Raw genomic sequence first — 20,882 nt, 5'->3', positions numbered from 1 at the left:
CGCCGACCTGCTGGGCGCCCGGCTGGAGCTGAACTTCGAGGTGGACCCGCCGCCGGACATTGCTGTGGAGATTGATGTGCATCACGATTCCACGTTCAAGCTGCCGATCTATGCGGCATTGGGTGTGCCGGAAGTTTGGCGCTACGATGGGAAGGAGGTGACGATCTACCTGCTCCGCGGGGAGGGCTATGAGGTTTCGGCGCAGAGTCAGGCGCTGCCGCTTTTGACCAGTCGGGTACTGACGGAGTTTCTGACTCGCCTGCGAGACGAAGGCGAACTTCAGGCCCTGCTCGCTTTCGATGAGTGGTTGCAATCTCATTCCCCTCATCATCCAACCTCCTCGCCTGCTGCATGAGGGTTACTGCTATCCCGATTGGACCCCGTTTTCTCAAGCAACGACGACGCATACCCAGAGACAAGCGATAATGCCTGACCCGGAGTGTCACAGAGGGTGTTAGGCAGCACGATCATGCCAACTCAAAGCCGCTTCGCTTAAGCTCTTCTTCGTGCGCTCGGCGGGCGGCTTCCTCCTCTTCCACAATGCGTCCGTCGAACAGATGCACCGTGCGCTCGGCATAGCGGGCGTAGCGCGGATCGTGCGTGACCATACAGATTGTTGCGCCGTCACGGTGTAACTGCCGCAACAGCTCCATGACGGCTTCTCCATTGGTCGAATCCAGGTTGCCCGTCGGCTCATCGGCGAGCAGAATTGACGGCTGACCCACCACGGCCCGCGCCACGGCGACGCGCTGCTGCTGGCCGCCTGACAGTTGCGACGGATAGTGCCTCATCCGATGCGCCATGCCCACGCGCTCCAACGCCTCCTGAACGCGCTTCTTCCGCTCACCAGCAGGTATTCTCCGATACGTCAGCGGCAGCTCCACGTTTTCGTACACCGTCAGGTCGCCGATCAGATTGAACGCCTGGAAGATGAACCCGATCTCCCGATTACGAATCCGTGTCCGCTCCGATGCCGACAGCGTGGCAACGGGTCGGCCGTTGAGCCAGTATTCTCCCTCGGTTGGCGAATCGAGCAGACCGATGAGCGACAACAACGTGGATTTCCCACAGCCTGAAGGACCCGCGACCGAGAGAAATTCTCCCCGGTTGACCTCTAAGTGAATGCCCGACAAAGCATGGGTTTCCACTTCCTCCGTGTAGAACACCTTGGTGACGCCTTCAAGGCGAATTAGTGGGTTATTGTTTTTCATATCTTTGCCCTTTGCCTGTCCGAAATTTGAATCTCGAAATCCGAAACAATCTCCAAAGTCAAAACAAAATGTTCCAAACACTCTTCGACAACGACTGATACCAATTGCGGCGGAAAAGACACACGTTGATGAAGCCAAAAAGCATGCCGAGACGTGAACCGAGCGAGCGACGAGCTGCGATCTTCACTCGGCAATTGGTATGAGAAACCAACCAAGGTTTTTGATTTCGTGATTTGATCATTTGAATTTGTTTCGGATTTCGTGCTTCGGATTTCTAATTCAGACGGATGCGATCAAAAGCATCCCAGGCGGACATGTCCGACAGGATAACCTGATCGCCGGGTTGTAACCCATCGAGAATCTCGATGGTGTTGACGGAGCTACGACCCAGCTTCACGGGCACACGAACGGCCTCGCGGCCGCCGTTGATGAGCTTGAAGAGGCCGACCGTGCTTTTCTCCTGGCCAAAGGCCGGACGACCGACGTAGAGGACATCCTCCAGTCGTTCGATTTCGATAGTTCCGTCCACGCTCAAGTCGGGGCGTGATCCTTTGGGCAGGGGGCCTTCGAGAGCTACATCCACGGTGACGGTTCCATTCTGCACAGCCGGATCAATGCGCACGACGCGCCCCGGAACGATCCCGTTGCGCGTATCAATGGCAGCCGTTTGGCCGATTTGAACATCCTTCGCTTGAGTTTCCGGAATTCGGATTTGCGCCATAAGGCGTGTGGGATCGGCGACGCGCGCCAGATTGGTGCCCGGGGTGACCTGCTGGCCGACCTCGACGAGTACCTGTTGGAGCACCCCGCCCGTGCCTGCTCGCACGTGCAATGCTTCGACCTGACTGCGCCGCAGTTCGTAGAGCGCCCGTAGTTGCTCCACCCGCGCTTGCTGCACGGCCAACTGCGCTTTCACCGATTCGGCCATGATCGCCAGGCGCTTTTGCTCAATCTCGAAACGGGTAGAGAGTTCTTCGGCTCGAACCTGAGAGAGCTTCAATATCAAGTCTGAAATCAAGTGATCTTTTGCCAACTCTTCATTGGCTTCCGCTTGAAGTTTGGCCTGATGATACTCCGCTTGCACGGCTGCCGCTTGTGCTCGCTGGGTCAAAAGCTGGCTCTCCAGTTGCACGCGCAAGTTGGTGTACTCGGCTTCGGCAGCTCGCAGTTGCATCTTGGCTTCGAGGGCGGCTTGTTCGAGTTCAGGATTGCTCAGCTCCAGCAACACAGTGTCGGATTTCACCACGGCTCCGGGTTGAACGAGCCGTCGCTCGACCCGCCCTTCCGTAGCGGCAGGAATCCAGCGAATTTCTTCGGGGACGAGCGTACCCAGTCCTCGCACCTGCCGCAGCATGGGACCGCGCTTCACCGTGTCAATCCACACCGTTGCTCGTTCGACGCTCGGCGGCGCGGGCTTCAATCGTGACACGCCAACGGTAATGAGCACGATCAGCCCAAGACCGATCAGCCCATACAGGGCGCGGCGAAGGCGTTTCCGACGAGCTACCGACGGTCGTGGTATGTCCATTCGCTCGTGCCTCCAGAATGTTTCTTTGGGCAACTGCCGTGCCATTTTGCTCGCGCGATGCAAGTTTGTTCAAAAGTGTGGATTAATGATGGCAGTCTCGGCTCGGTGTGTTAGAAAGTGTCCACTTCTGAGACGTGACCGTCCCAAAAGCGAACATTCACGCAAGCCGCATTGCTTGCATTAGTCGGGGCTGCCCTCCGCGCTAAAACTTTTGAGCATGATTCCAAGACGAGGGAAGAGGAAGGCGCAACCGGGCCTGGCAGCCACGTCCCGTCGGGCGATTCTCCAACGTGAGGCTGCCGCCGTGAGCCTCGGCGATCTGCCGACTCAAGACCAAACCGATTCCCGATCCTCCCGGTTTGGTGGAGAAAAACGGCACGAACAGATTCTCGGTATTCGCAAGGCCCGGACCTTCGTCCGTCACCCACACATCGAGAGAGGTTTCATTGGTCGTCCAACCGACTTCCACGCCGCCGCCTGTCTCCAGCGCCGCATCTACTGCGTTGCGCACGAGGTTAATGAGAAGCTGCTCCAGTTGATCGGCATCTCCGTGAATGGTCACATTCGGTCCGGCGACAAGCGCCACCTTCATGCGCGTTTCCAGTTCGATCACTCGTCGCACCAGTGTGCCCACATCGAGCGGCTGCAACCGAGGCGGTGGCAAGCGAGCCAGTCGCGCATAGTTCTCCATGAATCGGCTGAGCGATTCGGCGCGAGCGCGAATCACCGCCAGTCCGCGCGCTAGGTCTTCCTTCCAATCCTCTGGGCGCGGCTCTCGACCAAGCAAGCGTTCCAGCGTCTCGGCCATGGATTTGATGGGAGCCAGCGAATTGTTCAGCTCATGACCGAGCACCCGAATCAACCGTTGCCAGGCTTGGCGCTCTTCTTCTCGCAGGGCGCGGCTCAGGTCAGCGAGCACAAGCAAGTGATGCGGGATGCCTTCTTGCCAGAAGCTACTGCGGCGCATGCCCCAGCGCCCGGCGCCGCCGGGGAAACTTTTCTCCAGCGTTCGCACGGCCTCGCCGTCGAGGCATTCGCTCAGGCCGAGGTCGGCAGCCGGGCGACCGAGAAGCTTCTCAGCCGGTTGAGCGAGCAAGCGTTCACCGGCGCGATTGATGAGCCGCAGCCTCTGTGCGCCGTCGAAGGCGAACACTGCCACGTCAATCTCAGCCATGACTTTGCGCAGCAACGCCGTCGCTTCGACGGCTCCCAATCGCCGCTCGCGCAGGACCTCTCCCAGCAGATTCGCCTCCAGCAGGGTTTCACCGAGAGAATCGTTACGGCGTGCGCCGCGAGCACGGATCGAATAGTCCCCTTCACGCAGTGCGGCCAGGATATTGGAGAGCGTCTGAAGCGATCGCACGACGCGCTCCCGAAGAGCAAAGGCCGTTCCCAGCCAGACGCTCAGGATCAGCACCGTCAGCGTCCACTGCACCTTGGCCGTGTAATCCTCACTCCAGAGGAACAGAAGCAGGATCAGAACGGCCGGAAGCCCTCCCAGGAGCGCCAGCAGAAGAAAGCGGTGCTCAAAGGTAAGTTTTCGCGCCGGGAGACGAGGGCGGTCAGCCATCAGCGTATCTCATAATCCGTGTTTTTGAATGCGCCGGTAGAGGGCGCTGCGACTCAATCCCAGAAGTTCCGCTGCCTTACTGACATTGCCGCCGAAGCGAGCGAGGGCTTTTTGAATCAGCAAGCGTTCGACTTCTTCCAGACTCAAATCGTCGAGCCGAGCCCGAAGCTCACGGCCCGAGCGCAAACCGAGATCAAATTCTCTTAAAACCTCTCCCTCCGCCATGAGCACGGCCCGCTGGATCGTATGATCCAGTTCCCGAACATTCCCCGGCCAGGAGTAATTCAGCAAAGCCTGGTGGGCCGCATCATCAAAGCCTCGGATGTCCTTTCGGTAACGCCGGCAGTAGAGGCTGAGGAAATGCTTAGCCAACGGTAGAATATCTTCGCGTCGGTCGCAGAGCGGCGGCAGATGAATCTCTACCGTGTTGAGTCGAAAAAGAAGATCCTGACGGAAGCGGCCTCGGGCGACTTCCTCGCTCAGATCGGCATTGGTGGCCGAGATGATGCGAACGTCCACGCGGCGAGTCCGGGAGGATCCGACGCGCTCGAATTCGCCGGTTTCGATAGCTCGGAGCAGTTTGGCTTGAAGCACCAGAGGAATGTGAGCAATTTCATCTAAGAACAACGTGCTTCCATCGGCCAGCTCAAACCGACCGACGCGGTCCGTCTTGGCATCGGTGAAAGCTCCTTTGACGTGACCGAAGAGTTCGCTTTCAAAGAGGGCTTCGGAGAGGGCAGGCACATTCACCGTCACCATCGTCCGGGCCGCGCGCGGGGAAGCCGCATGAAGCGCCTGGGCGACGACTCCTTTGCCGGTTCCACTTTCGCCCGTAATCAGCACGTTGGCATCCGCTGGGCCGACGCGAGCAATAAGATCGAGCACCGACTTCATGGCGGGAGATTCAGCAATCAACGTTGGGTGAACCTCGCGGCGGAGCATTAGATTCTCGGCTTCCAGTTGCTGACCGCGCCGAAGCGCTCGCGCCAGCTCGACCTGCGTGCGCACGATGCTCAGAAGCCGAGCGTTGTCCCAGGGCTTTTGAATGAAATCGCGCGCTCCTCGGCGCATTGCTTCTACGGCCAGCTCGATGCTTCCCCAAGCCGTCATGACGATGACCGGAAGCGTGCTATCCAGACGCTGAATGCGAGAGAGCACGTCCAGTCCTTCCTTGCCGGAGGTGGTGTCTCGCGCATAGTTGAGGTCAATCAAAGCAACGTCGAAATCGCGGGACTCCAGCGCCTCTAAAATGTCTGCCGGAGAACGCGCCATCTCGATCTGATACCCTTCGGTCTTGAGCAACAAGCGAAGAGCTTCCAGCACATCGGACTGGTCATCGGCAATCAACACGCGTGCGGGCGCCTCCTGGTGAGTCTTCATAAACAGCCAACCGGCGCTATTCTACTTCAGAGTTGCGTGGAAAGACCAGCAACTGATCTACATCTCGCTGAGATGGCCTCGCACTGAAATCAGACAGGCCGCGTCACTATACGACTACAATCAAATGGCCGCCTCCGTCGCTGTCGGTGAAAAGTAAAAAGCTGGGTTTGAGCGCCACGTTAGCCCGCGTAGAAGCAGCAGGAACTAGCCTGGGACGAGCGAATCACCTCGCTAGGAACCGTGCGCCGGTGAGCGAAACCCCTACCAGGAGGGACGGAGGGTCTGACCCAGTTCATGTCACCTTAAAGACAGATTCAGCCATGATGCGCAGAACTTATAGCGATTTTCAATTTGCCTTTCTCTGCGAGCGCTCGCAACCTGGCTGGTTGACACCTGCTAGCGGGCGTCGCAGCGTAAATGAATTGGCAAACCGTTCTGGTTGGTCGGGCGTCATTGTGGGTTGTGGCAGATGCTATGCGTGGCGGATGTGGGTGGTGCAGTCAATGCCAATTTGGTTAGGGCGGTTTGTGAATGAGTTTATCCTGAGAGGCGCACGCTCCAGCCTGCATTGGCCTGCAAGATACGAAGCCCTCAGGCTAAAAGCAATTGAAAATCGCTACTAATGTCGTCGCGGCTTGCGCTGAAGGCGGTCATTCCTCCCAATGCTCTTTCCCGTCGTAGCCCATGACCAGCGGTTCATTATCCACGACCGTTTCCAGGTACACGGAGCGGCCCCATAATTTGTAAACATATTCCAAGGTCTTCTGAGCGTAATCCAGATCAAGCTCGGCGCCCTCAAAGCGATGCCGTAGGTACAATTCTCGGTTGCGATTGTAATCAGCATCGAGGACTTCGATGTACGGGAATCCAAAGTTGGTCATATCGGCGACGAGTTGGTTTCGCACATGTTCCCAGTTCTTGTCGGTAATCACCCATTCCTCTTCATCGCGCAATTGAAAGATGAACAAGTCTAAGTCTTCGATGAGTTCTTTGGTCAGATAATTGCGCAAGAATGAAATGTCGTTGTCGAGCTGTCTGACCTCAAACAATTTCTGCCGCCCTTCGCCGCCTCGTCGTCTGTACCGCTCGCGTTCTTCCTCGGTCGGGTTGTCCCAGCGTTTTTCAATGTCTTCCAGAATGCGATAGCCGACGTAGTACGGATTGAGGCTCCCGCGATGGGGTGAGACGACAGCCGAGTGCAGATGAGCGAATTCCAACAGCTCGTTGTCACTCAATCCGATTTCGCGCATGATACGCGAGTGCCAGAAACTAGCCCAGCCCTCATTCATGATCTTCGTCTGCATTTGCGGGATGAAATAGGCTGTTTCTTCATGAATCATCCCCATGATGTCTCGTTGCCAGGGTTCAAGGACTGGGGAGTTTTTCATGATGTAGTAGACGATGTCTTTTTCTGGTTGCGGTGGCTCACGCGGGGGTGACTCTTCAGACGTGGCGGGAGCCTGATTCTCATCTTTCTCAAACAGATCGTCATAGGGGCTCCGCCGGCGTGGACGTTTCTCCTGAGCGGTTTGTTCGGGCGGAGTCTCCGGCTTGCGGATGAAGAAATTTGGATCAATATGCTCTTGAATGGAAAGGACGGCGTCCAGGAATGCTTCGACGGTTTTCTGCCCGTATTTGAATTCGTACTCACGGATGCGGGCCGCATGATTGGCTACAATGTCGAGCATGTTGCGATTCGTCGGCGAGAAGTAGACGTTGTGTTTGAAAAAGTCTACGTGCGCCATGACGTGAGCGATGATCATTTTGTTTTGGACGAGCGAATTGCCTTCCAGCAAGAAGGCATAGGCCGGATCGGTGTTAATAACCACTTCGTAGATGCGAGACAATCCGAAGTCATACATCATTTTCATCTTGTGATAGGCCTTGCCGAACGTCCAGTGCGAGTAGCGTCCTGGCAGACCGTATGAGCCGATTTCATACATGACCGACGCCGGCACGATCTCAAAGTGAGTCGGGTAAGGGTCCAGTCCCATCTGGGTTCCTTTCTCCCAGATTTGATCAATCGCTGCTTCAAGCTGTTGGATTTCGTCGTTGATCATACTGACGTATTCACCGTCCACTTGTTAGTGTCACATCTGGTTGGAGGGGCCACCAGCGGCAGTTTCTAAACCACCTCACCTCGCTTTCCGAAGAAGGCTTTGAGCGCGGGGTAAACATCCTCCTTGGTGTCAATGCGCACACCGAGGAACCGGTCTTTGTTTTTCAATCGTTCCTCAAAAATGGAGAGCAAGGCGCCCGAAGCGCGACGATAACTGGAGAATTCTTCTTCGCCGATTTCTCCGTAGCCAAACAGATTGCACGTGGCGATCAATTCGTCAGCGAGTCTGACGGCTTCATCATTATCGGAGTAGTAGTTATCACCATCGGAGAAGTGGAAGGGGTATATGTTCCAATCCGCCGGGTTGAATCGCTGTTTGATGATGTCCAGCGCCAGCCGATAAGCTGAGCTGACCACCGTTCCGCCGGACTCACCTTGGGTGAAGAACTGCTCTTCGGTGACTTCCTTGGCTTCCGTATGATGACTGATGAAGACGATCTTGACGTTATCATACTTGGTGCGCAGAAACCGCACCATCCAGAAATAAAACGAGCGGGCAATGTATTTCTTGAATTCGCCCATTGAGCCGCTGACGTCCATCATGGCCAGCACGACGGCATTGGATTCATACTTGACCTTTTCATCCCAACTGCGGAAACGCAAGTCTTCTTTCTTGATCGGTCCGAGCGCGGCTCGGCCTGTTTCTTGCGCCATGCGCTTCATGTTTTCCAGGATGGTGCGGCGCTTGTCCAGGTTGGGTAGCACGCCGGTGCGGCGCACTTCGTTGAATTCAATTTTGCGTGATTGGACTGCTTGCTTTGATTTCTCCTCCATGTAGGGGAGGTGCAAATCGTCAAAGATGAGCTTGGCGATTTCGTCAATCTCGACGTCGGCTTCATAGTAATCCACACCCGGTTTATCTCCGGCGCCGGGGCCGCGACCGGGGCCTTGTCCGGCGTCTTCGCGTGCGATCACATCGCCGACTTTGCTTTGGCCGTTGCCTTGCCCGACGTGTTGTTTCTTGCGGAAGTCATAACGGAAGCGGTATTCGTCCAGTGAGCGAATCGGAATCCGGACTGTCTTGCGTCCGTCCGAGAGAATGATAGATTCGTTGGAGATGATCGAACCCAAATTCTTACGGATGGCTTCACGCACCCGCTCTTTGTGGCGCTCCTGATCCATCGCTCCTTTGCGTTGGAGCGACCAATCGTTGCGTCGAACACTCATAATATCTCCTTTCGGAAGCCGGTGGGTTGTATGGGCAGTGGCATTAGAGCGCGTCACCGTCGCGCCCTAAGTCTGTCCTGCGCCCATACGTCCCCTGTTGAACTAGGCTCGCGACAGCAATGTGCCGACGTAATTGAGTAAGTCATTGGCGCACACGACGCAGTAGCCGTGCTCTTTGACAAGCCGGTCAATGACTTCATTGATGCGGCGCAATTGGTCGGGGTCTTTTGTCTTGGCTGTGGTGGTGATCTTCACCACATCTTTCAGGTCAGCGAAGATGCGCTTTTCAATCGCCTCGCGCAAGCGCTCATGCGAACGATAGTCGAACATCTGACCTTTGCGCGCGTAGCTAGAAATGCGGATCAGAATCTCCTGCCGGAATGTGTTCTTGGCGTTTTCAGAGACGCCGATTTGTTCTTCAATCGAGCGCATCAGTTTCTCATCCGGCTCCAATTCTTCCTCCGTCAGCGGGTCTTTGATCTTATCCTTGTTGCAGTATGCTTCGACGTTGTCCAGGTATTTCTCGCAGAGCGTGCGCGCCATCTCCTCGAACGAATAGACAAACGCGCGTTGCACTTCATTCTTGGCGAGTTCGTCATATTCTTTGCGCACCAGCGCGATCAGGTTGAGGTATTTCTCACGGTCTTCGGCGGAAATGCCCGTGTGTTGATCGAATCCGTCGCGGATGGCCCGCAGCGCGTCAATTGGCGTCAAGCACTGAATGCCTTCACGCACCAGCGCGTTAGACAGACGATTGATGATATAGCGCGGAGAAATGCCATCCATGCCTTCGCGCTCCGCTTCCTCATGCAATTCGCGCGCGTCCTTGGCTTTCAGGTCGTCTACATCCTGGCCATCATAAACTTTCATCTTCTTGAGCAGGTCAACGTTCTGCCGCTTGGACGGTTCCAATCGGCTGAGAATGGCAAACATGGCGGCGACCTTCAGCGTATGCGGGGCAATGTGGATCGAGCCGGGAACGTCGCTCTGATCGAGCAATTTCTTATAGATTTTCTCCTCTTCGCTGACTTTCAAATTGTACGGCACTTTGATCATGATGATGCGATCTTGCAGCGCCTCATTCTTTTTGTTTCCGACGAAGTTGTTGTACTCATTCTCGTTGGTGTGCGAGATGATGACTTCATCGGCATAGATCATAGCGAACCGTCCCGTTTTAATGGACTGCTCTTGCGAGAGGGTCAGCAGCGAGTAAAGGAACTTCTCGTCCACCTTCAGCATCTCGACGAATTCCATCAGGCCGCGATTGGCGATGTTCAATTCGCCATCGAAGCGGTAGGCGCGTGGGTCAGATTCGACGCCGACTTCGCCGATAGTCGAAAGGTCAATCGAGCCGGTCAGTTCCGTGATGTCTTGACTCTTCGGGTCGCTTGGGGCGAACGTGCCGACGCCAATTCGCTCCTTTTCTGAGAACACAATGCGTTCGACCAGCACATCTTCATGACGACCATGGAACACGTGTTCGAGGTTATACTGACAGCGCGGGCACAGGTCGCCTTCGATATAGAGACCATAATGGCGTTCGATCTCTGGTCGCAGCTCATGTGGAATCAGATGCAGCGGCTCTTCGTGCATCGGGCAGCCTTTGATCGCAAACACAGCGCCTTCGTCGGTGCGGGTGTACTGCTCCAGGCCGCGCTTGAGCAACGTCACGAGCGTAGATTTTCCGCCACCGACTGGTCCCATCAGCAGCAAAATGCGCTTGCGTACTTCCAAGCGTTGAGCTGCCGATTTGAAGTACTCGACGATCTTTTCAATTGACTTGTCAATGCCAAAGAGTTCGCGTGAGAAGAATGGATACCGGGTGACTTCGTCGGGCGTGCCCTCGTTGAGCTTCTCCACGCCCGCCGCAACGATCATATCCCAGATACGCGCATGCGCCAGCCGCGCCAGTCGCGGCCTGGCTGTAACCAGCTCGAAGTATTCTCGGAAGTTGCCTTCCCACCGCAGCCGTTCGCGTTCTTGCCGGTGACCTTCGAGCAACTTGTATAAATCAAGTCCCTTGTTGTTCTCCTGCTCCGTCATTGCTCGCCTCCTTCCGCCGGCTCGATGCCAGCGGGATGACGCCTCACATTGGTTGCCTCAATCTGGTAAAGAGCCATTTCGCGTGTCGGTCAACGCCGACAGCTACAGTATACACAGAACGCCACTGACGAATCAACAAAATACCACGCACGGTTGAATGCGTTGCCCATTGTCGGTGACCTGTCCAATGCCAATCAACATGCCGCTCGTATCAACAAGCCTTCGGTAGACTCCCTCGGTCGTCTCCGTTCGTAGTATTGCCTGACCATGCCGCAACCGATCAGCTTCGACCGATGAAAGCTCCGTTGTTGGGAACGGCAGGGGAATTTGTGAAAGAGGAATCAACAATTCCGTTACCCGACCCGCTCGGGCCTGTTGTTCAACTTCATGCAACGGCCTTGCTTGATCAAGACTGAACGGCCCGACAGCCGTTCGCCGCAGCGCGATCAGGTGCGCTCCGCAGCCGAGCTGTTGCCCAATCTGATGAGCCAGGCTGCGAATATACGTGCCGGCTGAGCAGCGGACGCGCAGTGAAAAGTCGGTTGTGCCATCGGCGTGCCGTTGCAACGGCATCGGCTCTTGCCCCACCAGTTCCAATTCATGAATCTGCACGCGAACGGGTTGACGCGCCACCTCGCGCCCTTGCCGCGCCAGTTTGTACAGTCGTGTCCCAGCTTGTTTCTTGGCAGAGTACATCGGAGGGATTTGTTCGCGCCAACCACGCCAACCAGCCAGCACCGCTTCAATTTCGTGCTTCATCACGCCGTTAGATGCCACAATGGGTGATAATGGATTTCCGGTTCGATCATGCGTATCAGTGGCCAGCCCAAGACGCACGCGGGCCAGATATTCTTTCTCGCTGCCGGTGAGAAACTTTTGTAGCCGAGTCGCTTGGCCGACACACAGAACAAGCACGCCAGTGGCCATCGGGTCCAGCGTGCCCGTGTGGCCGATGCGTTTGATTCCCAACGCGCGCCGAACGCGCACGACCACGTCATGAGACGTGAGCCCTTCAGGCTTATCAATGATCAACAACCCACTGACATCACCCATGAACATGCTCCTTGATCAACACCTTCACTCCATTACGCCAATTCTCATTGATACCAATTTTATATGCTGGTATACGCCGGTCAATCCAATGAGCAATTAAGTCGAATGTGCGGTGGAATCGTAAGAGAGGGCAAACTAAGAACAAAAGGGCCGGCTCATCGCTTAGTTGTCGGTCGGGGAAATAGCCGCGTCGTTGGAAGTCACCGCGTTGCCGGTGCCACTCAACTTGTAACCAGTAGTCGAGCGCCTGAAGCGGTAGCTCCATGTCCTCCTTCACTTTCAGTTCAATCACCACCAAACGACCTGCTTCGGTGATCGCTAACAAGTCTACCAAGTCGTATTCGTCGTCTGAAAGTGTCGGGACCTGCGGATAGATGTAGCGTGCGTCCAGATTAACATCCAGCGCCTGCACGTTTTGACGAATCATCTCTTCCAACCACCGTTCAGCTTGCTGCCGATACAGGGCATGCCACTTTTGTTCGCTTTGCGCGCAACGAATCCGCGCGACCTGCTCAATCAAACGATTCAGTGGTGTCAGGTCGTTGCTTTCCAACAGTTGTTTATTCTCGCCGAGGCCGAAGCGCAGCTTGCCGCCGCTGAGCTGGGCGACTTCTAATCCATGTACTCTCAGCGACTGGACTGGCCGCCCCGGTCGCCGATAGACCTTCAGTTCAGGATGATCTCGGAGCACGTGGTCCACCAGCGCATTGAGGGGCGCCGGTTCGCTCGCGCGCGGCAGACGATCTCGCACTGGGTCAAACAGCGATCCCTGGTCAAACGGGCGAACAGGTCTCAGCGCAGCGGAGGCTTCATCCACTTCATAGAGTTCGATGCTAACGCCGGCTGGTGGGCGAATCGCCGTCAGTCGCCGGGCCAGCTTCGTGGATCGCCCCGCCGGCGACAGTAGCGCGAGCCGGTTCGCCCGACCACGCAGACGCCGGCTGGCGCGATCAAACCAGATAATGCCGGCGGTGAGCAACCCATCAATAGCGCTTTGGCTCTCCTGTGGGTTGACGCCAATGGCAATACAGCGTTCTTGGCCTAGTGAGACAATCATCCGCGTGTAGACGCCGGATAGTTGCCGAGCATCATCTCGCTGTGTGGTCACACGTTCAATGACGGCGCCAGGAAATGTTTGTCTGATGAGTTGACAAAGCCGTTGCTGGAAGAGCAGTCGGCGCTGACGAATATCCGCTGGCAATTCTTCGACTGAGTCGAGCGGCCATAGCTCCACGTGAACATGCTGGCGGCCTGCTTGGCGGATCAACCGAAGCTGTAAGCGATTGGCTGTGATTTGATAATCATCAATGCGCCAGCTTTCTGCGAAGTCGTCACCCCACAAACTGAAGATGAGTTTGCCAAATTCACATGAAACAGCCATGCAGCGGCTCTCGAATGCATCAATGGGCACGCCATCGCGCGTGCCATGCCACCGCTGGGCTCGAGAGAGGAAGCGTTCAATTTCGTACTTGGCTCGCCACAGATCGGTTAACATCGCTGTTTGAGTCTGCTTTGCTCGGCTTCTTTTGGCAAGCTCAGAGGCGGGCGCGCGCCAAGACTGTCGCCGGCTCAGAATGGTCGTTTATAAACAAAACTCTGCACCACGCTCGCGCCAACGGAGATGTCGTGAGCACATCGCCGAACGATTAAAATTCCAACCGAATTCCAACATCTATGTTGCGTGGTTTTCGCGCGGCGCGTGGCTGCAAAAAGACAGACAGATCATTGCGCGTATCCAGAGGTCCATAGAACCCATTCATGAGAAAGTTCGCTTTGTTCAGCACATTGTAGATGTCAACCCACGGTCTGAGGCGGAACCGTTCGTTGATCTGAATCTTTCGCGAGACGCGCAGGTTGAACCACGCATTGGCCGGACCACGACCGGCATTGCGCCCTAGCGTTCCGTTGCTCCCGATGGTGGCCAAGCGAAAGAGCGCAGTAGCAGCTTCTGAGGCTGCCGTGTCGCCTGGCCTGATGTAGCGAATCGGTTCGGTGCCCAGGTAATGCGGCCGGTCGGTGAACGTGTCGGTCAGATTTCGATCCTGTCCGTTTGTCGTAATGTTGAAGGGTCGGCCTGACATGAGCGTGATCAACGGCGACAATTCCAAGCCTGCCAAAATGCCGGGCAAAGTATAACGTCCACGCAGCACCACTCGATGCCGCGCATCGGTGGTGCCCAGCGCGCGCTCCAAGCGCAGGTTAAATTCGTCCATCGGCGAGTGTGTGTTGAGCACCACGTCATCAATCAATTTCGACCACGTGTAGGACCCGGCCAACCACATGCCACGATCGAACCGCTTGGACAGGCTAATGGTCACGCCATGATAGAGCGATCGGCCATCCGACACCAATCGTCCGATTTCGCCCAGCTCCGGATTGGGTCGTCGCCAACGAACCGCATTCTGCGCGGCAAAGATCGGATTGGTTGTTGCGGAGCTACTTGGGAGGGCATTCAGACCGAATGTGCGAATGCCGGTCGCGCCGCGTCCTTGGTCACGAAAGCGTTGATCAGACAGATCGAATCGCACAAATCCAAGATTGACGTTGGTGATCTGCCGTGCGCGATTATCAAAGGCCGTGCGCCCATCCGGCAATACGACTACTCCGGGCGCTCCAACCGGCGGGTTCAAGAGAAATTCGACCCAACCGCCAGCCGGTGGCACGGGCGCATTGATGTTCTGCTCCCGCCAAAGCCGCAGCGAGCGATTGTAGGCATAGTGGAGATTCAGTGAAAACTCTCTTGACAACTCATGCTCAATGCTCAGGCTGAACTGCACACTCCGGGGCAAGCGCAGGTCGTCGCTCAATTGACGTGTATTGAGAATCGGGCGAATCAAGCCTTCGACCAGCGGATGGCGTGGATCGTTGGGAAAGATATTGGGGAAGCCACCAATCCGCCTCAAAGCGTCAATCGGGCCGGTCGCTCCTGGAGCATCGCCCAAATCAATTTCGTACAAGCGCGAGTTGACGGCATATTCTTCAAAGCTGCGCAGCAGCACGCGATTGTAGAAGATGCCAGCCCCACCTCTGATGACGGTGTCACCTTTGGCGAAGGGGGCCCAGGCAAAAGCCAGCCGTGGACTGAAGTTGGTGTTGTCGTCAGAGAGCAACGTTTCAAGGTCGTAGCGCAGACCGTAGCTGATCGTCAGATTCGGCCTCCATCGCCATTCATCTTGAGCAAAGGCGCCGAGGATCGTGTTCGATACAATCTGCCGAGCATCGCCGATGCGCTGCCGAAATCGCGAGGGTTGGCCTTGGGCAAATTCGCCGAAGCTGGGGAAGTTGTAGAATCCGCCGAATAGATGCCCTGGCGTGATGGCGGAGCGCAGATAGAGCGCCTCTGCGCCGAATTTGAACTGATGGGCGCCTCGCGGCCAGGCCAGCGTATCGGCCAGTTGAAAGCGCCGCTCGGTCAACGTTTCAGGAAAACCACCCGCACCGGCGCGGAATCCGCTGGCAAATTCGCCAAATGTGCCGAAGTCCAACCCGCGACTCGTGCCAACAATCACCCCAGGCCGCGTGTCTGTTTGCACATATTGAGGCACAAGCGTGGCGTATTGAAACCGGAGATGATTGAGCGCATTGCCCGAAAACTTCCAGTAATGCTGAAACGCATAGGCGCTTGAATTGCGCCGGTGACTCAGCAACGCCGAACGCAATGTTGCGCCCTGCTCACGTGAGCGCAGCCGATCACTCCACGTACGGTCCGTCCGAATATAGAATTGGTGATGTGGCGAGAGCCGAATATCAAAGCGAGCCAGCACCGTGCTGCGTTGGCCTGATGCCTGAACGTCTTCTTCATACAGGCCCACCTGTACGCCATCGCGGGTGAAAGGTCGGCCTGTAGGAATTTGCTCCAGCGGATAACGTGGGTTCAGTTGTGGATTGACGGGTAACAACGCCACAATCGAATCGGTATCGGGTTCATCCTGGCGCTCGTAGCTGCCGAAGAAAAACAGCCGGTTGCGCTTTAGGGGACCGCTGAGGCGTCCGCCGATTTCACGTCGTTGAAACGGTAGTCGGCCTTGTCGGCGCGCGTTGCGAAAGAAACTGTTGGCGTTGAGGCTCTCGTCTTGAAAGCCGAAGAAGGCGGCGCCGTGCACCTTGTTGCTGCCAGCTCGTGTGCGGAAGTTGATCTGTGCTCCACCGGCGCGGCCATATTCGGCGGCGAAGCGATTGGTGATGATGCGAACTTCTTCAATTGCTTCCAAGCTCGGTCGGGTGCGCTCGCGTGCCAGCCGGTCGTCGTTATTGTCCAGCCCATCAATGGTGACGTTGTTGGAGTTGGCTCGTCCGCCGTTGAGCGCGAACAATCCAGCGTCGCGCGGGGTGTTAACAACATCATCGCGAGTTGCCGGATCGCCCAGATCAAGGGTCTCCAGTGGCGGCGCTTGTGCTTGGCTCGACAGGTAAACGAGATCGAGCGGATTGCGCCCGTTCAGCGGCGTGTCTTCAATCTCGCTGCTGTCTATCGTCATGCCAGCGACAGTATCCTGGCCCGCAGACACGTCAATTTGTTCGATGATCGGAGCTGGTTCCAAATAAAAATCGTGAAGCACAGGAGGGCCGACAGCGAGCGTGATCAAGATTGATTGAGATGGACGGAAACCGGTGGACTGGGCATTGACCGAGTAATCACCCGGTGGCAAGCCTGTCAGCTCATAGCGTCCGTCCTGCTCGCTAACGGCTGTGTGAACGGAGCCTGATTGTTGATGCTGGGCGCTCACAATCGCGCCGACGACGGCCGCGCCCCGACTATCCAGGACACGTCCTTGTAAACTCGTCTGAAGGAAACCATCCGCTTGAACCGACATCCGCGTCAACCACGCGGGGCCGGTCATCACTGCAATCACAAAAAACCAACACAGCTCGGTTTGCCTTCTCATACCCATGTCTCCTCCATCCGGTGTTGAATTGTTGAATGTGTTGTGAGGCGTTGATCCGGCGTCGTTCGCTCGGTAGCTTCTGGCTCGCCTCTGCCTATAAAAGACGGAATTTTTCCAAAAAATCCTTCACCTCCAGAAAAAATTTTTCGCGGTCCCAGGCGTCCCTGACTGCCTTTGATGACCACTATCAACGTCATCCTGGACGCTTTCTCAGGGCAGTGGCTATCATAGAGGGCCAAACCATGAAGAGGAGGAAGCGGCGTGTCTCTGGAACATCAAGTCCCGTCGCTCGCAGCGGGCAAAGCATTGCCGCGTCGCAATCATGCCATCTGGGTCGGTGTGTTGTTGTCGCTGGTTGGCTTGCTCACATACATACCGACAGTGCGCGTGCCGGCGCTGCGCGATTTTCCGTGGATTAACCTGCCGCTGATGATTGCCGGTGTGCTCGTCTCGGCTCTGGGGCTTTGGCGAGCCGTCAAGCAACCTCTGCTGTATCGAGGCAAAAGGCTCAGCGTCGTTGGATTGCTTGTTTCACTGACGCTGACGGGTTTGTTTTGCTACGGTCTGTTTCTTGCTGCTCAGTTGCCTGCCTTGACCGAGACGGCCCAAACATTGACACGCGCGCCGGATTTCGCCCTCAGCGATCAAAACGGGCTGCCGGCAAGTTTGAGTAGTTTTCGCGGGAAGAAATTGGTCGTGACGTTTTATCGAGGCTATTGGTGAGTCTTCTGTCGGTCAGAACTGCAAGGTTTGCAGGCCTCACTCAATCAGTTTGCCGCTGCTGATGCTGCGCTCATTGCCATCAGTGTGGATTCGGTAGAACAGAATAGGAAATTGGCAACCGACCTGAAGCTCACCTTCCCTCTTCTGTCTGATCCTGAATTGAAGACCATTGATGCCTATGGCGTACGGCATCGGGGCGGCAACAATGGTCGTGACATCGCGCGTCCAGCCACGTTTATCATTGACCGCGAGGGTATCATCCGCTGGCGCAATCTTGCTGAGAACGTCCGGTTACGCCCGCGCCCGGAGCAAATTCTGCAAGAGCTGGCGCGTATCCCGTGAAGTGGAGCTCGTTTTCTGAATCACGATCCTCGACCCGCGACGAGGATAGAGGCTCACACGTTGAGTCACGGCTCACGGCTCACGGCTCACGAACCTCGGCTCACAAACCCCGAATCCCAGCTCCCGACTCACGAATCCCGGCTCACGAACCCCGCTCACGAACCACAGATCACGGATCACTACTCACGAATCCCGAATCCCGGCTCACGGCTCACGAATCGCGAACCGGTTCATCCTTGAGCATGTAACCGGCGCCTCGAATGGTATGGATCAATTTCGGTTCAAAGTCTCGATCAATTTTATTGCGCAGGTAGTTGATGTAGACATCAATCACGTTGGTCAGGGCGTCGAAGCTCTCGCCCCAAGCGGCTTCAGCGAGGATGGCTCGCGACAGGATACGGTTCTTGTGCCGCAGCAAGCATTCGAGCAAGGCGAATTCCTTTGGCGTCAGCGTGATGTCACGGCCGGCGCGGCTGACCCGTCGGGTCACCGGATCGAGCACCAAATCGGCAGCGTGCAGTTGTAGTGATGGGTCTAGTTGGCCGCGTCGTTGTAGCGCCCGCAGCCGCGCCAGCAACTCGGCAAAAGCGAACGGTTTTGTCAGGTAATCATCAGCACCGCTATCAAGTGCCTCAACCTTGGCTTCAACCGTATCGCGGGCTGTCAGCATCAGAATTGGTGTCTTGATTTTTTGTCGGCGCAATTCTCGGCACAGCTCAATGCCGCTGCGAACCGGCAATACGATATCGAGAATGATCACGTCATACCTGTATTGAGTGCCGTAATGCCAGCCTTCTTCGCCGTCGCGCGCAATGTCAACGACGTAGCCTTCTTCTTGCAAGCCGCGTTTCAGCGACTCAGCCATTTTTCGTTCGTCTTCGACGAGCAATACGCGCATGCCAGTGAGCGGCGTGAAGTATAGCATGAATTTCTGCCGTTGACGTTGGTATATTTGTGTTTATGTTCTTTGCAAGAAGACCAGCACGCCAGTGAACAGAGGCCCGACTCCTTATGCGAATGTGACACAAACATCCCGCCTGGGCTGCTCAGGCAATGTGGCACAGGCGTTCCTGCCTGTGACCTATTTTCGTGGCGTGCCATCGCATAGGGGCGACTGAATGCGGCATAGCCGTTCCCGCCCGTGCTGCCATGAAAATAACATTTTCGTCATTTCGTGGTGTGCCCAGAGGGCATGAGCAATTCCGCCAATCCACGACACCTAAAAGCATTCCACGGTGGTTCATGGGCGAAAAAATGTTGAGAACGATGTATCTTTTCGGGTGCGCTCCGCCTCTATAAGGACGTGAAGGAAATTTGGGCGACAACATTAAAATTTTGGAGGAACTCAACATGACAACATACAAGCTTTCCAACCTGCCAAATCTTTGGCGGCGATGGACAACTCCGCTACTGATGGCCATTATCACCGTTGGGGTGGCGTTGAGCGGAGGGCATTCCAACTGGCACTGGACCACCACGACGGTTGTTGAAGCCCAAACTTCTAACCGACAGCTTACCTACCGGCGCATCGAGTTAACCACAACGGATACTGTGTTGCGGGCTTATGGGAGTGCCACTGTCAAATCAGTCGTTCGTAATGGGCGCACGGTAGAAACTTTTTCCCTTGATGTGTACAAGCTTATGGCCAATGAGCGGGTACAACTGTTTGTCAATGGCCGGCGCTTGGATCAGTTGCAAGCCAACAGCCGGGGCGGTCTTCAGGTGACCTATGTGCGTGGTCAACAACCCACAGCCGGTCAACAACGGTTGCCCATCACAGCGCCTGCTGTCACTCAGTTTGATACGGTTGAACTCCTGAGCGCTGATGGTCGAGCCATTCGGCTGAGCGGCTCTTACGATCTTGTGTCGCAAGCAAACCTCGCCACGATGACCTCCATTCGGATTCTGAACGCCGAAGGGAAGGTGGTTTTGCAAGGACGTTTCGCTCCATCTAAGACGACGTCCCGAGTCACCTTGCAGCCAACGCAAGTGGACCCCAATGCAAAAGGACAAGCGACAATTACAGTCACAGAGCTGACAGCCGGGGGACTTGATCAGCAATTTGAGCTGAGCATTGACGATTTGGATGTCAATCCGCCGTTCACGCTTGAACTAAATGGTGGCCGGGTGACTTCCTTCACCACGAATAGCTCAGGACGAAGTGAACTCCGTTACAAGGGCCGTTTGGAAACACAAGCCGGTCCGCCCGAATCATCGTCCGCAATTGCCGGAGCCCAAGCCAGCATTGCCCAAGCTCGTCAGGCCATCGCGTTGGCCGCCGCTTTCGGCGCCCAAACCAGCGCACTTCAGGCTCAACTGAGTCAAGCTGAAGCGCATCTGAGCATGGCTCAATCAGCGCACGCGCAGGGCAGTTTCGATCAAAGTGTTGATGCCGCTCTGACCGCTGACGACTCTGCACGTGCCACCACACAACAGGCCGTTGAAACCGCTGCTGAAGCTGAACAGAACAGCAATGGCAACGGTAATGGCAACGGAAACGGTAACGGTAACGGCAACGGTAACGGCAACGGCAACGACAACGACAACGGCAACGGTAACGGCAACGGTAACGGCAACGACAACGGAAACGGTAACGGCAACGGCAACGACAACGATAACGATAACGGCAACGGCAACGACAACGACAACGACAACGATAACGGTAACGGCAACGGCAACGATAACGATAACGGCAACGGCAACGACAACGACAACGATAACGATAACGATAACGATAACGACAACGACAACGATAACGATAACGATAACGACAACGATAACGATAACGGGGTCTAGTCGTGTCTTGCAGCCGGTAATCCGAAACTCTGGTCACTGGATGAGACAGCATGGCCGTGAGTTT

At 56.0% G+C, this 20,882-nt stretch carries 14 protein-coding genes; 3 read left to right on the top strand and 11 right to left on the bottom strand.

The window, feature by feature from the left end:
* A partial coding sequence (locus NZ823_12460) for a Uma2 family endonuclease (protein MCS6805935.1) occupies window positions 1-355 on the top strand: 355 nt, incomplete at its 5' end.
* A 112-nt stretch (window positions 356-467) separates the two neighbouring features.
* Here NZ823_12460 and NZ823_12455 read toward each other — a convergent pair.
* The 10 genes from NZ823_12455 to NZ823_12410 form a co-directional block, all read right to left on the bottom strand.
* A complete protein-coding gene (locus tag NZ823_12455; GenBank protein ID MCS6805934.1) occupies window positions 468-1,211 on the bottom strand; it encodes an ABC transporter ATP-binding protein in 744 nt (247 codons plus the stop codon).
* Between the two features lie 274 nt (window positions 1,212-1,485).
* Window positions 1,486-2,739 carry an efflux RND transporter periplasmic adaptor subunit gene (locus tag NZ823_12450; protein ID MCS6805933.1) on the bottom strand — a complete coding sequence of 418 codons (1,254 nt, stop codon included), beginning with the start codon at window positions 2,737-2,739 and terminating at the stop codon, window positions 1,486-1,488.
* A gap of 202 nt (window positions 2,740-2,941) precedes the next feature.
* Window positions 2,942-4,309: an ATP-binding protein gene (locus tag NZ823_12445; protein ID MCS6805932.1), complete on the bottom strand. Its 1,368-nt coding sequence runs from the start codon at window positions 4,307-4,309 to the stop codon at window positions 2,942-2,944.
* A gap of 9 nt (window positions 4,310-4,318) precedes the next feature.
* A complete protein-coding gene (locus NZ823_12440) occupies window positions 4,319-5,689 on the bottom strand; it encodes a sigma-54 dependent transcriptional regulator (GenBank protein ID MCS6805931.1) in 1,371 nt (456 codons plus the stop codon).
* Window positions 5,690-6,339: 650 nt separating this feature from the next.
* Window positions 6,340-7,749 (bottom strand): SpoVR family protein, encoded by a 1,410-nt coding sequence (locus NZ823_12435; protein MCS6805930.1) that lies wholly within the window; start codon window positions 7,747-7,749, stop codon window positions 6,340-6,342.
* A gap of 65 nt (window positions 7,750-7,814) precedes the next feature.
* On the bottom strand, window positions 7,815-8,975 hold the full coding sequence (gene yhbH / locus NZ823_12430) for a sporulation protein YhbH (protein MCS6805929.1): 1,161 nt from the start codon (window positions 8,973-8,975) through the stop codon (window positions 7,815-7,817).
* Window positions 8,976-9,077: 102 nt separating this feature from the next.
* Window positions 9,078-11,018, bottom strand: coding sequence for a PrkA family serine protein kinase (locus tag NZ823_12425; GenBank protein ID MCS6805928.1), 1,941 nt, complete (start codon window positions 11,016-11,018; stop codon window positions 9,078-9,080).
* A gap of 132 nt (window positions 11,019-11,150) precedes the next feature.
* Complete coding sequence (gene truB / locus NZ823_12420; protein ID MCS6805927.1) at window positions 11,151-12,071, bottom strand: tRNA pseudouridine(55) synthase TruB; 921 nt, start codon at window positions 12,069-12,071, stop codon at window positions 11,151-11,153.
* A complete protein-coding gene (locus NZ823_12415) occupies window positions 12,064-13,566 on the bottom strand; it encodes a hypothetical protein (GenBank protein MCS6805926.1) in 1,503 nt (500 codons plus the stop codon). Before NZ823_12415 ends, truB begins: the two co-directional genes overlap by 8 nt.
* A gap of 151 nt (window positions 13,567-13,717) precedes the next feature.
* Window positions 13,718-16,957, bottom strand: coding sequence for a TonB-dependent receptor (locus tag NZ823_12410; protein MCS6805925.1), 3,240 nt, complete (start codon window positions 16,955-16,957; stop codon window positions 13,718-13,720).
* Between the two features lie 429 nt (window positions 16,958-17,386).
* Here NZ823_12410 and NZ823_12405 point away from each other — a divergent pair, with 429 nt between their 5' ends.
* Complete coding sequence (locus tag NZ823_12405; GenBank protein ID MCS6805924.1) at window positions 17,387-18,022, top strand: redoxin domain-containing protein; 636 nt, start codon at window positions 17,387-17,389, stop codon at window positions 18,020-18,022.
* Window positions 18,023-18,233: 211 nt separating this feature from the next.
* Here NZ823_12405 and NZ823_12400 read toward each other — a convergent pair whose 3' ends face one another.
* Window positions 18,234-18,920, bottom strand: a complete 687-nt coding sequence (locus tag NZ823_12400) for a response regulator transcription factor (protein MCS6805923.1) — start codon at window positions 18,918-18,920, stop codon at window positions 18,234-18,236.
* A gap of 452 nt (window positions 18,921-19,372) precedes the next feature.
* Between NZ823_12400 and NZ823_12395 the strand changes: the two genes are divergently transcribed.
* Window positions 19,373-20,818: a hypothetical protein gene (locus NZ823_12395; GenBank protein ID MCS6805922.1), complete on the top strand. Its 1,446-nt coding sequence runs from the start codon at window positions 19,373-19,375 to the stop codon at window positions 20,816-20,818.
* Window positions 20,819-20,882: the final 64 nt, after the last annotated feature.

It is taken from the genome of Blastocatellia bacterium (genome assembly GCA_025054955.1).
Lineage (GTDB): Bacteria > Acidobacteriota > Blastocatellia > HR10 > J050 > JANWZE01.
Note: the sequence above shows the minus strand (reverse complement) of the source record. Positions and strands in the feature narration are given on the sequence as shown.

Coding starts and splice junctions, on each gene's coding strand:
- NZ823_12455 (MCS6805934.1), bottom strand. CDS start 1,211: ATGAAAAACAATAACCCACTAATTCGCCTTGAAGGCGTCACCAAGGTG.
- NZ823_12450 (MCS6805933.1), bottom strand. CDS start 2,739: ATGGACATACCACGACCGTCGGTAGCTCGTCGGAAACGCCTTCGCCGC.
- NZ823_12445 (MCS6805932.1), bottom strand. CDS start 4,309: ATGGCTGACCGCCCTCGTCTCCCGGCGCGAAAACTTACCTTTGAGCAC.
- NZ823_12440 (MCS6805931.1), bottom strand. CDS start 5,689: ATGAAGACTCACCAGGAGGCGCCCGCACGCGTGTTGATTGCCGATGAC.
- NZ823_12435 (MCS6805930.1), bottom strand. CDS start 7,749: ATGATCAACGACGAAATCCAACAGCTTGAAGCAGCGATTGATCAAATC.
- yhbH (MCS6805929.1), bottom strand. CDS start 8,975: ATGAGTGTTCGACGCAACGATTGGTCGCTCCAACGCAAAGGAGCGATG.
- NZ823_12425 (MCS6805928.1), bottom strand. CDS start 11,018: ATGACGGAGCAGGAGAACAACAAGGGACTTGATTTATACAAGTTGCTC.
- truB (MCS6805927.1), bottom strand. CDS start 12,071: ATGGGTGATGTCAGTGGGTTGTTGATCATTGATAAGCCTGAAGGGCTC.
- NZ823_12415 (MCS6805926.1), bottom strand. CDS start 13,566: ATGTTAACCGATCTGTGGCGAGCCAAGTACGAAATTGAACGCTTCCTC.
- NZ823_12410 (MCS6805925.1), bottom strand. CDS start 16,957: ATGAGAAGGCAAACCGAGCTGTGTTGGTTTTTTGTGATTGCAGTGATG.
- NZ823_12400 (MCS6805923.1), bottom strand. CDS start 18,920: ATGCGCGTATTGCTCGTCGAAGACGAACGAAAAATGGCTGAGTCGCTG.
- NZ823_12395 (MCS6805922.1), top strand. CDS start 19,373: ATGACAACATACAAGCTTTCCAACCTGCCAAATCTTTGGCGGCGATGG.